At 66.9% G+C, this 15178-nt stretch carries 11 protein-coding genes; 4 read left to right on the top strand and 7 right to left on the bottom strand.

The features are described from left to right. Positions 1-168: 168 nt before the first annotated feature. From D7T59_RS18380 to D7T59_RS18360, 5 genes are read right to left on the bottom strand one after another with little or no spacing between them, the layout of a single operon-like run. Complete coding sequence (locus D7T59_RS18380) at positions 169-1236, bottom strand: acyltransferase family protein (protein ID WP_180853171.1); 1068 nt, start codon at positions 1234-1236, stop codon at positions 169-171. Next, complete coding sequence (nagA, locus tag D7T59_RS18375) at positions 1236-2384, bottom strand: N-acetylglucosamine-6-phosphate deacetylase (protein ID WP_164137967.1); 1149 nt, start codon at positions 2382-2384, stop codon at positions 1236-1238. Before nagA ends, D7T59_RS18380 begins: the two co-directional genes overlap by 1 nt. Continuing rightward, positions 2384-3412: an SIS domain-containing protein gene (locus tag D7T59_RS18370; RefSeq protein WP_180853172.1), complete on the bottom strand. Its 1029-nt coding sequence runs from the start codon at positions 3410-3412 to the stop codon at positions 2384-2386. The genes nagA and D7T59_RS18370 overlap by 1 nt, the downstream gene beginning before the upstream one ends. Positions 3413-3419: 7 nt before the next feature. After that, complete coding sequence (locus D7T59_RS18365; RefSeq protein ID WP_005411045.1) at positions 3420-4487, bottom strand: LacI family DNA-binding transcriptional regulator; 1068 nt, start codon at positions 4485-4487, stop codon at positions 3420-3422. Between the two features lie 39 nt (positions 4488-4526). After that, complete coding sequence (locus D7T59_RS18360; RefSeq protein ID WP_164137964.1) at positions 4527-5816, bottom strand: sugar MFS transporter; 1290 nt, start codon at positions 5814-5816, stop codon at positions 4527-4529. A 378-nt stretch (positions 5817-6194) separates the two neighbouring features. Here D7T59_RS18360 and D7T59_RS18355 point away from each other — a divergent pair, with 378 nt between their 5' ends. From D7T59_RS18355 to D7T59_RS18345, 3 genes are all read left to right on the top strand, one after another. Further along, positions 6195-7214: a glucokinase gene (locus tag D7T59_RS18355; protein WP_180853173.1), complete on the top strand. Its 1020-nt coding sequence runs from the start codon at positions 6195-6197 to the stop codon at positions 7212-7214. A gap of 143 nt (positions 7215-7357) precedes the next feature. Then, positions 7358-10066: a TonB-dependent receptor gene (locus tag D7T59_RS18350; RefSeq protein ID WP_180853174.1), complete on the top strand. Its 2709-nt coding sequence runs from the start codon at positions 7358-7360 to the stop codon at positions 10064-10066. A 111-nt stretch (positions 10067-10177) separates the two neighbouring features. Beyond that, complete coding sequence (locus D7T59_RS18345) at positions 10178-12535, top strand: beta-N-acetylhexosaminidase (RefSeq protein WP_180853175.1); 2358 nt, start codon at positions 10178-10180, stop codon at positions 12533-12535. 268 nt (positions 12536-12803) lie between these two features. Here the strand turns inward: D7T59_RS18345 and D7T59_RS18340 are convergent, their stop codons facing one another. Next, a complete protein-coding gene (locus D7T59_RS18340) occupies positions 12804-13196 on the bottom strand; it encodes a VanZ family protein (protein WP_180853176.1) in 393 nt (130 codons plus the stop codon). Continuing rightward, on the bottom strand, positions 13193-14377 hold the full coding sequence (locus D7T59_RS18335; protein ID WP_164138657.1) for a class I SAM-dependent methyltransferase: 1185 nt from the start codon (positions 14375-14377) through the stop codon (positions 13193-13195). The genes D7T59_RS18340 and D7T59_RS18335 overlap by 4 nt, the downstream gene beginning before the upstream one ends. Positions 14378-14436: 59 nt before the next feature. On the opposite strand from D7T59_RS18335, the gene D7T59_RS18330 reads away from it, so the two are divergent. Beyond that, positions 14437-15174 (top strand): pteridine reductase, encoded by a 738-nt coding sequence (locus D7T59_RS18330; RefSeq protein ID WP_024957037.1) that lies wholly within the window; start codon positions 14437-14439, stop codon positions 15172-15174. The last annotated feature ends 4 nt before the right edge of the window (positions 15175-15178 follow it).

Genomic DNA, 15178 nt, shown 5'->3' with positions numbered 1-15178 from the left:
ATTGTTCAGGATTGCTGCGGAGAGCATGCACGCATGGCGTGGATCTACCGACCCTGCATCGCCGATCGGTTCGGACACGCCACCCGGTAGATCCACGCCATGCGTGGATGCCGTTGGCGGATGGGGTCAGAGCCCTTTCCTGCGGAAAGGGATCCGACCCCGGGGTGCTCAGATCTTCAGGTGGATCTTCCGCCTATCCAGCCACCACGCCACACCCCACCACAGCGCAACGAACACCAGCGCCTGCAACATCGACGCCAGCTCCAGCGCCTGCGGCATTGCGCTGGCCAGCTGCTGCCAGAGCCAGCCCCAGGCACCGGTGGCCATCAGCACCACCGACATCACTGATGCCCCCAGGTAGGCGGTGATCGCGTTGACCCCGAAGCGACGGCCCAGCGCCGGCCACCCCTTCTGGTCGATCAGCACATGGCCCAGCCACAGCGCCAACGCCGCCAGGCCGCCCGTCCACAGCACATAACTGGGTGTCCACAGCTGCTTGTTCAGCGGCAACACGACGGCCAGCAGCAGGCCGAGCACTGCGGTCGCCACGCCCAGCCCGGCCAGCGCGGCAGCACGCCCGTTGCGCAACAAGCCACCAGCCAGCAGGCCAAGCACGGTGCTGGCAAGCGCACCCAGCGTGCTCAGCAGCCCTTCGGGATCATGGCCGAGTCCGGTATCGGCATGCCATTGATAGATCCACGGTGCGAACAGCGTGGTATCCAGACGGCTGGCCGGGTTGGTCCACGGCGCCAGGTCACCGATACCCAGCAGCAGCACGGTGTACCCCACCAGCAGCGCGACCAGAGCGCCCACCTGCACGCGTGGCCGCGCGTAGACCGCGAGCACGCCCACCAGCGCCGCGCACACCGCAATGCGTTGCAGCACGCCCCAGATGCGGAAGTGATGGGTATCCAGTGCCCACCAGATCAGCAGATGCAGCAGCGCACCGGCCACCAGGATGCGCAGCGCGCGTTCCAGCACGCCACGTGCCAATGCCGGTCGCGCCGACGCGTCCAGCGCGCGTGGCGCCACGCTGAAGGCCATCGACACGCCCACCAGGAACAGGAAGAACGGGAACACCAGATCGGTGGGCGTGCAGCCATGCCATTCCGAATGACGCAGCGGCGCGAACACCGCGCTCCAGTCACCCGGGTTGTTGACCAGCAGCATCGCCGCCACGGTGATGCCGCGCAGGGCATCGATCGAGCCCAGCCGGCGTGGCGGCGAACTGTTCATCAAGCGGCCTCGTACTGTCCGGCAATCCAGGTACCACGTACCTGCAGCGCATCGTCCAGCAGCACCAGGTCGGCCTGGTAGCCCTCGGCGATGTGGCCCAGGCGGTCATCGACGTTGAGGAACTGCGCCGGATAGGTCGAAGCCATGCGCGCGGCTTCGGCCAGCGGCTGGCCGAGCAGCTGCACGGTGTTGCGCACTGCGGTGGCCATGTCCAGCGCCGAACCCGCCAGCGAACCGGCAGCGTTGCGTACCACGCCGTCGATGGCGGTGATGGTTTCACCGTACAGCACGTAACTGGGATCATCGGCACCGACCGGCGGCATTGCGTCGGTCACCAGCAGCAGGCGGCCGCGCGGCTTGGCAGCCAACGCCACGCGCAGGCTGGCCGGATGCACGTGCACGCCATCGACGATGATGCCGATCCAGCTGTCGCGATCTTCCAGCGCGGCACCCACCGCGCCGGGCTCACGCCCCTGCAGCGGCGACATCGCGTTGTACAGGTGGGTGAAGCCACGCACACCGGCATCCAGTCCGGCACGGATCTCTTCGTAGGTACCTGCGGTGTGCCCGGCAGCAACAATCACGCCACGCTCGACCAGCGCACGGATGGTCTCCAGCGGCACGCGTTCCGGCGCCAGCGTCAACACGGTCACACCGTTGTCCAGCGATGCCGCCAACGCGATTTCTTCTTCGTCCGGCACCCGGAATTTGCTGGCATCGTGCGTGCCCTTGCGCGCCGGTGCGATGTACGGGCCTTCCAGATGAATGCCGATTACGCCCGGCACGCCCTGCGCGATCGCCTCGCGCATCGCCGCGATCGCTTCGCGCATCACTGCCACGTCATCACTGATCAGGGTCGGCAGCATCGCGGTGGTGCCGAAACGGCGGTGCGCCTGCGCGATGGTGCGCAGCGCGTCCACGTCCGGCGTGTTGTTGAACAGCGCGCCACCGCCACCATTGACCTGCACATCGATGAAACCGGGCAGCAGCCAGCCGCCGCCCAGGTCGACCTGCTCATCGGCCTGGCCGAGCTGCGGTGCGGCGTCGGGCAACAGGGCGGTGATCTGCCCGTTCTCGATCACCAGCGCCAGATCATCGCGGAAGTCGTCGCCCGCCAGGATGCGGGCATTGCGCAGCACGGTCGCCATTACACGGTCTCCGTCACCTTGTTCAGGTGCGGCGGCAGGTCCGGGTTGAAACCACGACGCAGCGCCAGCGCGTTGATCGCGCGATAGAAGCTCTGCACGGTGAGCAGCGGCGCACACAGCGGATGCGGCGCGGCGGCCACCGGCAGGTTGCCACCGGCACCGGCCAGCCACACCTGCGCGCCACGCGAAGTGAATTCCTCCACCACCGCACGGGTGCCGGCGCCGGTCTCATCGGGCTGGGCAAAGGCCAGCACCGGGAAACCACGGTCAACCAACGCCATCGGGCCGTGCTTCACTTCGGCCGAGCTGTAGGCCTCGGCATGCAGGCTGCAGGTCTCCTTGAACTTCAGCGCCGCTTCCTGCGCCGCACCCAGGCCCAGGCCGCGGCCGAGCACGAACAGGCTGGTCGCCTCGACCAGGCCCTCGGTCACCGCGCTCCAGTCACACTGCCACGCTTCACGCATCGCGTCCGGCAACAGGTCCAGCGCGTTGCGCAGGCTGCTGTCCTGCTTCCAGTACGCGGCCAGCTGCAGCAGTGCCGCCAGCGACGCCAGGTAGCTCTTGGTTGCCGCAACACTCTTCTCGGCACCGGCATGCAGCGGGATGACCGTGTCGGCCAGCTGCGCCAGCGGAGAATCTTCGACGTTGACCAGCGCGATCACGCGCGCGCCGGCGGCCTTGGCGGCCTCCGCGTTGCGCAGCAGGTCCGGGCTCTTGCCCGACTGCGAGATGACGATGAACAGCGCGCCGCGCAGCTGCAGCGGCGCGGCGTAGACCGAGCCCACCGACGGCGACGCCGACGCCACCACCAGGCCCAGCTGGGTTTCCAGCAGGTACTTGCCATAGGTGGCGGCATGGTCGGAGCTGCCGCGTGCACAGGTGACCACGAACGGCGGCGGCGCGGCGCGCAGGCTGGCGGCCAGGGTTTCCATGGTGGCGTGGTTGCGCGAGAACTGGCGGGCAACCACGTCGGCCGCTTCAGCGGCCTCGGCGAACATCAGGGTAGCGGTGGGGTCTGACAGCGACATGGCAGGCTCAGGCAGGATCGGAAGGAAGGGGGCGTGCGCCGGCCGGGCGCATCGGCGCGGTCGAACCGCGCACCACCAGCTGCGGCACGAAGCCCTGGTTGTGCAGCGGTGCCGGCGCGTCGTCGTAGGCGTCGCTGCGCAACTGCGCGATCAGCAGGCGCGCGGCGTGGCGGGCGATGTCTTCAGTGGCCTGCTTGGCGGTGGTCAGCGGCGGCCACGACTGGCGCGAGAACGGGCTGTCCTCGAAACCGGCAATGGACAGGTCGTACGGCACGTTCATGCCGGCCGACTTCGCGGCGGCCAGCACACCGGCGGCGATTTCGTCGTTGGAACCGAAGATGGCGGTGGGCGGTTCGCGCAGCGCCAGCAGGCGGCGCGCGCCGCGGAAACCATCGTCGAAGGTGTAGTCGCCCTGCACCACCAGGTGCTTGTCCACGGTCATGCCGTAGTCCTTCAGCGCAGCTTCGTAACCGGCGTAGCGTTCGCCCGAAGATCGGTGCGAGCTGCCGCCCCAGAGGAAGCCGATGCGCTGGTGGCCCAGCTGGATCAGGTGCTCGGTGATTTCGTAGGCGGCCTCGCGGTCATCCACGAACACGCAGGCGCCGTCGGCCGGGTCTTCGGTGGCGGCGATGATGCGCACCAGCTTGATGCCGCGCGCGGTGAGCGCCTGGATCAGGTCGCGGCGCTCGGACATCGGCGCGGTCAGCACCAGCCCGGCCAGGCGCGAACGCTGCACCCAGTCGGCCAGTTCATCGGCCAGCAGCGGCGAGCTGGAATCGCAGGGGTGGATCTGCAGCCCGAACCCGGTCTCGCGGCAGGCGGCGAGCACGCCGTTCTGCACGCCGATGATGTGGTACGGGTTCGGGTTGTCGTAGACCAGCCCGATCACGAAGGTGGTGCCGCTGCGCAGGTTGCGTGCGGACGGATCGGGTTCGTAGTCGAGCTCGGCGATGGCGCGCAGCACCCGCGCACGGGTGGCCTGCATCACCGAAGGCTCGTTGTTGATCACCCGCGAGACCGTCTTCAGCGAGACCTTGGCCTTCTCCGCAACGTCCTTGATGGTCGCTCTGCGCATGGGTTTTCCCTGGGGTTGGCTGCCGTCCATCATCGCCGATCAGGCCTTGTCCTGCGGCAGGCCGGCGCGATGGCCGATCACCGAGTAGAACAGGATGTACAGGTAGCACGGCACCATCAGCAGCACGAACACCAGCTGGAAGTCGATGTGCTGCTTGAGCACGGCGAACAGCTGCGGAATGATCGCGCCACCGGCGATGCCCATGACCAGCAGGGCCGAGCCGGTCTCGGTGAAGCGGCCCAGGCCGCGGATCGCCAGCGGGAAGATCGCCGGCCACATCATGGCGTTGGCAAAGCCCAGCAGGGCCACGAAGGCCACCGACACGTAACCGTGGGTGGCCCAGGCACCGAGGCAGAACACCACGCCCAGCACTGCCGAAATGGTCAGGTAGCGCGACTGCGAGACCACCTTCGGGATCAGCAGCAGGCCGACCACGTAACCGACCAGCATCGCGCCCAGGGTGAGCGAGGTGAACATCTTGGTCTGGTCCAGCGGCAGGTCGAAACCGTGGCCGTAGGTACCGATGGCATCACCGGCCATCACCTCCACGCCGACGTAGACGAACAGGCACAGCACGCCCAGCCACAGGTGCGGGAACTGGAAGATGCTGCGGCGCTCGGCAGCACCGGCCGCTGCCGGCGTGGCATTGGCCTCGGACGACTTGATTTCCGGCAGCGGCGAGAACAGCACGGCCACCGCCAGCAGCACCAGCAGGCCGGCCATGGCCAGGTAAGGTGCATGGATCTTGGCGGCGAATTCGTTGAGCAGCTGCGCCTTGGTCGCTTCATCGGCAGCCGCCACGCTGGCCGACAGGTCGCCGATGCCGTGCAGCACTACGGTGCCGATCAGCACCGGCGCCAGCATGCCGGCGATCTTGTTGCAGATGCCCATCAGCGCGATGCGACGTGCCGCAGTCTCGATTGGCCCGAGGATGGAGATGTAGGGGTTGATCGCGGTCTGCAGCAGGGCCAGGCCGCTGCCGATCACGAACAGGCCGCCGAGCGCACCCGGGTACCAGCGCTGCGTGGCGAATTCACCGAACAGCGCAGCACCACCGGCCATCACCAGCAGGCTCAGGCTCAGGCCCTTCTTCATGCCGGTGCGGCGCAGGATCCACGACGACGGCAGGGCCAGGAAGAAGTAGGACAGGTAGAACACCATCAGCACCAGGAAGGCACCGACCTCGCTGAGTTCGAAGGCGAGCTTGACGAAGGTGATCAGCGGGCCGTTGAGCCAGGTGAAGAAGCCGATCAGGAAGAACAGCACGCCGACGATGGCGATGGAGGTGGCCACGTTCGGGCGCACGCTTGCAGCGGAGACGGCGGACATCGGGAAGGGCTCCTGCGGCGACGGCCGCAGAAGGCGGCGTCGGAGAGTGGCTGGGAACAACGTTGTCACATTCTTTCGATGGACAACTGCGGTTTGTCAACTTCCCTGCATGGCCGCGTGAACCTCGTGCTGCACTGCGCAACCCGATCGCAACGGATCGTGCTGAATGCGCCGCAGCCCTTGAGCCCCGTGCAGCAACGGTTCCCGCGTGAAACCCATGCTCACGTCATGTAAACGTTTACTGCACGCCGCATTCGTTGCGACGCAGCAACGAAAGTGTCACGAACTCGTTGACATCGTTGTCAACGGGGTTACAGACTCCGCCCCAATCCGCCGCCCCCGAACCTGGGGTCGGCCCCACCTGCAGCAGGAGCCCGCGTGACCGCCAGCCACCCCGCCCCGGCCCATGTCCTGTCCCGAGTCGCGCCCTCGTTCCTGGCCGCCGACGTCGGTGGCACCCATGTGCGCGTGGCCCGGGTCCAGGCCAGCGGCGATGCCGCCCATCCGGTGCAGGTGCTGGAATACCGCAAGTACCGCAACGCCGACCACGGCGGCCTCAGCGCGATCCTGTCCGACTTCCTGGGTGAAGGCCCGCGGCCCACGCATTGCGTGGTCGCAAGCGCCGGCTATGCCCGCGAGGACGGCACGGTGATCACCGCCAACCTGCCGTGGCCGCTGTCCGCGCGCCAGGTGGAAGCCGACGTCGGCCTGCAGCGGGTCTACATCGTCAACGATTTCGAGGCCGTGGCCTACGCTGCCTCACAGGTGGACGCCAGTGGCGTGCTGCACCTGTGCGGGCCGGAGACCGCTGCGCGCGGCCCGACCCTGGTGGTCGGCCCCGGCACCGGCCTCGGTGCCGCGCTGTGGATCCCCACCGCGCACGGCCCGGTGGTACTGCCCACGGAAGCGGGCCAACCGACCCTGGCAGCGAGCACCGAACTGGAAATGGCCATCGTCCGCCACATGCAGCGCGACCGCGCCCATGTGTCGATCGAGCATGCGATCTCCGGTCCCGGCCTGATGAACCTGTACCGCGCGGTGTGCGCGCTGCAGGGGCAGGTGCCGACGCTGGCCAGCCCCGATGCGGTTACCGCCGCGGCCATGGCCGATACCGATGCGCATGCGCGCCAGGCGCTGGATGTGTTCTGCGGCCTGCTCGGCAGCACCATCGGCGACATGGCCCTGTTCTATGGCGCGCACGGTGGCGTCTACCTGGCCGGCGGCATCCTGCCGCAGATCCGCGAATACCTGCACGCCAGCACCTTCGTCGAACGCTACCTGCAGAAGGGGCCGATGGGCGAAGCACTGGCACGCATCCCGGTGAAGGTCGTCGAACACGGCCAGCTGGGCGTGGTCGGCGCTGCCAGCTGGTACCTGCAGCAGCAGTCGGCCGCCTGACACCGCAACAGGCTTCAACGCAATCGCAGCACGCAGTACGTGGCACGCCAACGCACGGGACTTCGCCGCCGCCCCGCGCATGTCTTCGCAACCGTAACCGAACACCGCCGCCGGCATCCAATCGAGTGATGAGGAGAGACATCATGAACACCCGCAAGACCCTGCTTTCGGCCGCCATCGTCAGCTGCATCGCCTTCAGTGCGCATGCGCAGCAGGCCGCCCAGACCGCCACCGACCTGGATACCGTGCAGGTCACCGGCATCCGTGGGTCGATGGAAAAATCGCTGGACACCAAGCGCGAAGCCAATGCGCGCGTGGAAGTGGTCACCGCCGAAGACGTGGGCAAGCTGCCCGCGCACAACGTCGCCGACACCCTGCAGCGCCTGCCGGGCGTGAACATCAGCTCGTCCAGCGCCGACGAAGGCGGCTTCGACGAAGCCGACCGTGTCAGCCTGCGCGGTACCAGCCCGAGCCTGACCCAGACCCTGATCAACGGCCACACCGTCGGCACCGCCGACTGGTTCGTGCTCAGCCAGGGCAACAACGTCGGCCGCAGCGTCAGCTACTCTTTGCTGCCGTCGGAACTGGTGCGCTCGGTGGAAGTGAACAAGTCCTCGCAGGCCAAGCTGCAGGACGGCGGCACTACCGGTACCGTCAACATCCTCACCCGCAAGCCGCTGGAATTCTCCAAGCAGCTCACTGCGGAAGGCTCCATCGGCATGGTGCGTTCGGACCAGGCCAAGTCGAACGATCCGCAGCTGTCGGCACTGTTCAACTACAAGAACGACGAAGGCAACTTCGGCGTGATGGTGCAGGCCTTCAGCCAGAAGCGCGAACTGCGCCGCGAAGCGCAGGAAATCCCGGGCGGCTTCTTCCAGATCGATCCGAATGGCACCGTGGCCAAGTCCAACCCGGACCTGGCCGGCGTGTACGCGCCGGGCCTGCTCGGCTCGACCCTGTTCGAACAGACCCGCGAGCGCAAGGGCGGCCTGGTGTCGCTGCAGTTCAAGCCGATGGACAACCTGACCCTGGGCCTGGAAGGCTTCAGCTCGGAACTGAAGGCGAACAACTACAACCGCAACTTCATGCTGTGGGGTGGCCGCATCCTCAACGACCGCACCGTTGAAGATGCCAATGGCAACAAGATCCTGATTCCGGGCCAGGCCCCGAATCCGGGTTACGTCGTCAAGGATGGCGTACTGTCCAACGCCACCTTCGCCGGCCAGGCCGACCGCGACTACGCGGTGTACGACATGATCTACCGCGAGTCGAAGGCCAAGACCAACTACATCACCTTCGATGCCGACTGGCAGATCAGCGACAACCTGGGCATGAAGTTCCAGGCCGGCAGCACCAAGGGCACCGGCGAAACGCCGCGCCAGTACATCGCCGAGGTCAACCTGGCCCGTGGTGGCGGTGCGACCTGGGCAACGCACGGCAACGGCTCGCCGATCGACTGGAACGTCGGTGGCAACATCGGTCCCAGCGGCGTGACCGACTTCGGCACCTGGGGCAACCAGCAGGTCACCGCGATCGACAAGGAAAAGTGGGCCACGCTCGATTTCAACCAGTACTTCGCCGATGCCGGCGTGCTGAACTCGATCGACTTCGGTGCCCGCTTCGGTGACCACAAGCGCGAGGCCAAGTCGCCTGAAGGCGCAACCCCGGGCGCGATCTGGAATGCGCTGAAGAACGGCGCCACCGCCAACTTCCCCGGCGGCTTTGCCAACGGCATCGGTGGCAACTTCCCGCGTGACCTGTGGTACTTCACCCCGGGTGCGCTGAAGGAAGCGGTGACCAACAACTCCACCTGGCTGTCCGGCAATGACGGCCCGACCGGCCGCCACAACTACGGCGCCGAGTGGAAGGTGTCCGAGAAGAACTTCGCGGCCTACGTGCAGGGCAACTTCAGCGGCGACCGCTGGAGCGGCAATGTCGGCCTGCGCTACGTCAACATCAAGCAGGATATCGACACCTACGCCGCCGCCACCGGCTCGACCGTGCCGGACGTGAGCAGCCTGTTCGGCGCGTGGACCCGCGAAGCTTTCGAGAACAAGCACAACCGTGTGCTGCCGAGCGCCAACTTCAAGTACGACCTGCGCGACGACCTTGTGCTGCGCGTGGCCGCCTCGCAGACCCAGACCCTGCCGGACTTCTCGGCACTGGGTGCCTCGTCCTACGGTTCGGACCTGAACCGGACCGGCGGTGGCGGCAATCCGAAGTTGAAGCCGGTGGTGTCGACCAACTTCGACGCCAACCTGGAGTGGTACTTCATGCCGCGCGGCATGTTGTCGATCGGCGCCTACTCGATGCGCCTGAAGGACTACGTGGCCTTCAGCACCGAGAAGGAAATGCTGTTCAGCGAGCTGACCAACCGCCTCGAGGAGTACAACATCTCCCGCCCGCGCAATGCCGACGGCAAGGTACGCGGTATCGAGGTGGCCTATGAGCAGCCGATCGGCGAGTACTTCGGTGTCAATGCCAACTACACCTACGCCGATGGCAGCACCGACCACACCTGGGCCGATGGCAGCGACAACCTGCTGGGCACGTCGAAGAACACCTACAACGTCGGTGCCTACTTCGAGAACGACACCTTCGGCGCACGCGTCAGCTACACCCGCCGTTCGTCGTTCCTGATCGGCCTGTCCGGCGCCAACCCGTACTACCAGGATGACTTCGGTACCCTGTCGGCGTCGCTGAGCTACAAGGCCACCGACTGGCTGAGCATCAGCTTCGACGCGCTCAACCTCAACAACCCGACCTACAAGTACTACCAGACCGCGGCCATCCCGACCTCGTTCTACAGCAACGGTCGCCAGTACTACCTCAACTTCCGCTTCAAGTACTGATCCAGCGGCGGCAACATCGCCGAGTCGTGCACGCACGCCGGGCCTGGGTCATTCCGGGCCCGGCGTTTTTCATGTATAGCGTTCATCGCACCGTTCCAAGGAGTCGTACCGATGGTCAAGCCTTCCCGCGCCCGGATGCGCAGCGCAGTGCTGCTGGGCAGCCTGCTCGCCCTGTTGCCGGTACTGCCGGCACTCGCCGCCGATCCCACGCCCGCCGCTGAAGCACCCGGCCCGCAGCTGCGCGCCGGCAGCCTGATGCTGATTCCGGCCCCGGCCACCGTGCAGCGCGGCCAGGGCAGCGGCATCACCGTCCGCGCCGACACCGTGCTGCTGGCCGAAGGCGAAGCCGCGCAGCGCGTCGCCAGCCAGTTCGCCGACCTGCTGGCCCGCAGCGGCGGCCCGCGCCTTGCACCGGCCAGGAACAAGGCGCCAGCCAAGGCCGGCAGCATCCGCTTCCAGATCGTGCCCACCTTCCGCGACAGCGGCGAAAGCTACGCGCTGGAGAGCAGCGCGCAGGGCGTGCTGATCCAGGCCGGCAACGAGACAGGTCTTTTCTACGGCGCGACCACCCTGGCCCAGCTCGCCACCGGCGGCAGCAATGGCGTGCTGCCGGCAGTGCAGATCCAGGACACGCCGCGCTTCAGCTGGCGCGGTTTCATGCTTGATTCCGCCCGTCACTTCCAGAGCCTGGACGAGATCAAGCGCGTGCTCGACGCGATGGCCGCGCACAAGCTCAACACCTTCCACTGGCACCTGACCGATGACCAGGGCTGGCGCATGGAGATCAAGCGCTACCCGAAGCTGACCGAAGTGGGCAGCTGCCGCCTGCCGGCCGGCGATGGCGGCATCGATCCGGCCAGCGGCCAGGAGCATCCGTACTGCGGCTTCTACACGCAGGACCAGATCCGCGAAGTGATCGCCTATGCCGCGAAGCTGCATATCCAGGTGATCCCGGAAATCGATGTGCCGGGCCACGCGACTGCCGCGATTGCCGCGTACCCGGAACTGGGCACCATCGATACGCCGCTGAAGCCGATCAGCGAATGGGGCGTGTTCCCGAACCTGTTCAACGTGGAAGACAGCACCGTCACCTTCCTGGAAAACGTGCTGGAAGAAGTGATCGACCTGTTCCCGGCCAAGTACGTGCACGTGGGCGGCGACGAGGCGGTCAAGGACCAGTGGGAAGCCTCCAGTCAGGTGCAGCAGCGCATGCGTGCGCTGGGCATCAAGAACGAAATGGCCATGCAGAGCCATGTCATCAAGCGCCTGGAAACGTTCCTGGAGGAGCACGACCGGCGCCTGATCGGCTGGGATGAAATCCTCGAAGGCGGCCTGCCGCCGCAGGCCACGGTGATGTCGTGGCAGGGCACCGAAGGCGGACTGGCTGCGGCCAGCGCCGGCCATGACGTGATCATGTCGCCGGTCGGCTACCTGTACCTGGACTACCTGCAGACCGCCTCGCCGAATGAACCGCCAGGCCGTCCGACCCAGGTCAATCTCGGCAAGCTGTACAACTTCGAACCGGTGCCGGCCGAGCTGGCCGCCGACAAGCGTGGGCACATCCTCGGCCTGCAGGCCAACATGTTCACCGAGCACACGCGTAGCTATGCACGCCTGCAGCACAACCTGTTCCCGCGCCTGGCCGCCGTGGCCGAGACCGGCTGGAGCACGCCGGAGCATCGCGACTTCCGCGATTTCCTCGCGCGCCTGCCGTCCCAGCTGCAGCGCTACCGTGCCTGGGGCCTGGCCTATGCGCAGACGCCGTTTGAAGTGGGCGTGGACTACACCGACAACCGCGCGGACAACACGGTGACGGTGTCGCTGGCCAATCCGCTGGGCTATGAAGTGCGCTACAGCACCGATGGCCAACCGGTGAGCGCGCAGTCGCCGCTGTACCAGCAGCCGCTGACCGGAAAACTGCCGACCACCGTGCAGGCCGCCGCGTTCTACCAGGGGCAGATGCTGGCCGCGAAGCCGACCATCGCCGCATTCACCGCGCAGTCGCTGCTCAGCCGCAGCAGCGATGAGCTGCTCAGCTGCGTGGGCAAGAAGGGCCTGGTGCTGCGCCTGGAAGACGATGGCCCACGCGAAGGCAATCGTGCGGTATTCAACGTCGACATCTTCCAGCCGTGCTGGCGCTGGCCGCAGGCGCAGCTGGACGGCATCGGCAGCGTGGAAGTGCGTGCCGGCCGCATTCCGTACTACTTCCAGCTGGCCCACGACGAACCCAAGCGTCGCTTCGAGAAGGCCAAGCGGGCGCACGGCGAGATGCTGGTGCGTCGTGGCGACTGCAACGGCAAGGTGCTGGCGGAAGTGCCGTTGCCGGCCAAGCCGGATGCCGATGGCTTCGTGACGCTGAAGGCCACGCTGCCGAAGGGCACGCAGGGCAGCGGTGACCTGTGCATCAACTTCACCGGCGACACGCGTCCGGCGATGTGGGTGCTGGATGAGATGACGCTGGGGAAGTGACGGCAGGTCCGTCCTGGTGGGTGCCGACCTTGGTCGGCACCCCGGGCAGTTCATCCACGCATGGCGTGGATCTACTGATTCCATCCACGCGTGGCGTGGATCTACTGATTCCGTCCACGCGTGGCGTGGATCTACTGATTCCATCCACGCATGGCGTGGATCTACTGATTCCGTCCACGCGTGGCGTGGATCTACTGTAGAGCCGAGCCCATGCTCGGCTGCTTTTCAACCGGAAAGCCGAGCATGGGCTCGGCTCTACAGCACGCCTTTACCCGCGCCAGCGCAGCAGCAGGTCGCGCAGCGGCGTCAGGGTCGTGGCCATTCCGGCCAGCACGCCAATGGTGTTGGCAATCGCATCCATCGGGTCGGCGGTGCGGTTGCTGGTCAGCGCGCCCTGCGCGAATTCGATGCCAATGCCCATCAACACCAGTCCCAGGCCCACCCACAGCAGCGGACGCCCGCGGCGGAACAGCTGCACCGCGCTGCCGGCCAGGATGAAGTAGGCGAGGAAGTGCTCGCCCTTGTCGCTGTTTTCCGGCAACGGAATCGGCGGCGGTGGGATCAGGCAGACCAGGATCACCAGCAGCACCGCGGTGACCCACAGTGCGGTCCACAACCGCGGCCGCCGCAGCGGCTTGATCAGCGGCAGCGCTCCACTCACAGGCGCCAGCTCAGGTCACCCAGCTCGAAGGCCGGTTCGAAGTCGACGCCACGCTGCAGCCCGATGGCCTGGAAGCGCTCGCCCATTTCGGTCGGCAGGGTCAACTTCTTCACCTGGTCGCGCAGCTGGATACGCCCCACTTCATCGGTGCGTTCCTCGGCCAGCAGCAGCACCTGGTCCAGGCCATTGCCAAGCAGGAAGCTGGCCTGGCTGCAGTAGCCGGCCAGTTCAAAACCACCGTGCGCGCCGGCCTCGGCCATCGCGGTGAAATCCACCGATGCGGTGATGTCCTGCAGGCCCGGCCAGCGGTGCACGTCGTTGTGCACGTGGTGGCGGTAGAAGGCACGCACGGTGCCATCGTCGCGATCGTGCTGGTAGAACTCGCCGCGGTTGTAGCCGTAGTCGACGAACAGCATCGCACCACGCTGCAGGCCACCGGCCACCGCCTGCAGCCAGTACGGCAGCTGCGGCAGCACTTCGGAACGGTAGCCCTCGGCGAAGGGCTTCTCCAGGTAACGCTCGATGTGGCGCACCGCGCCATTGAGCAGGATGTCGGCCGGCTGCGCGCCACGGATGAAATTGCCTTCGCCATCAAGTTCGACGGTCTCCTCGTAGACCTCGCCATCGCGGATCAGGAAGCGTGGAGTCGGCAGCGCGTCGATCACCTCGTTGGCAAACACCACGCCCTCCCAGTCCTCCTCGAACGGGCGATCGACCCAGTCCACGCGCGCCGCCAGCTCGGCTGGCAGGTTCTGCTGCAGGCGCTGCTGCTGGCGCTCGCGCAGGTCGGCGCTGGGTTCGAGGATCGCGTAGCGCGACGGCAGCGCATCCAGCTCGGCCAGGCGCAGCAGCACCGCCTCGGCGAAGGCGCCGGTGCCACCACCGAGTTCCAGCATCCGCGCCTGCGCGCCCAGCTGGGCGAACACCGGTGCCAGCGCATTGGCCACGCTGCCGGCGAACAGGCTGCCGAGCTCGGGCGCGGTGGTGAAGTCGCCACTACCGCCAAATTTGCTGGCGCCGGCGCTGTAATAGCCCCAGCCGGGGGTGTACAGGCACAACTCCATGAAGCGGGAAAACGGCATCGCCCCACCCTGCGCAAGGATTTCGGCGCGCAGGGCGGCGGCCAGCTGGTCGCTGTGGGCCAGGGCATCGGCTTCGGGCAGGGGGAAGGTGGGCTGCATGGCGTCTTCGAATGCGGTGACAATGGTGCACAGGATAGCCGAGCCTTGGAGGACCCTCGATGAGCGATACCCACCCCGTGGTCCTGATCACCGGCAGCGCGCGCCGGATCGGTGCGGCCATTGCCCGCCAGTTCCACGCCTGTGGCTGGTCGGTGGTGCTGCATGCCAACACCTCCAGCGCCGAGCTGCAGCAGGCCGCGTTCGATTTCGACAACGTGCGCCCGGGCAGCGTGCTGGCGCTGCAGGCCGACCTGCGTGACGCCGACGCCCTGGCCGACCTGGTGGAGCAGGCCGTCACCCACTTCGGGCGACTGGATGCACTGGTCAACAACGCGTCCAACTTCTTCCCGACCCCACTCGGCCAGGTCACCGCCGAGGCGATGGACGAGCTGTATGCGGTCAATGCGCGCGCGCCGCTGCTGCTGTCACAGGCGGCGGCGCCCTACCTGCGCCGCCAGCAGGGCTGCATCGTCAACCTGACCGACCTGCACGGCACCGACCCGATGCGCGACCACATCGCCTACACCATGGCCAAAGCCGCGCTGGAGATGGCCACCCGCTCGCTGGCGCTGGAACTGGCGCCGAAGGTGCGGGTCAATGCGGTGGCGCCCGGCGCGATCCTGTGGCCGGAACAGGGCAAGGACGATTTCGCCCGCGAGGCCCTGCTGGCGCGCACGCCTTTGGCGCGGATCGGTACGGTCGAGGAGATTGCCGAAGCGGTGTACTGGCTGGTGGCCGAAGCCAGCTTCGTCACCGGCCACACATTGCGCGTGGATGGAGGGCGTACGGTCAGTTGAAATG

This window comes from Stenotrophomonas maltophilia (assembly GCF_013464915.1).
Taxonomy (GTDB): Bacteria; Pseudomonadota; Gammaproteobacteria; order Xanthomonadales; family Xanthomonadaceae; genus Stenotrophomonas; species Stenotrophomonas maltophilia_AT.
Note: the sequence above shows the minus strand (reverse complement) of the source record. Positions and strands in the feature narration are given on the sequence as shown.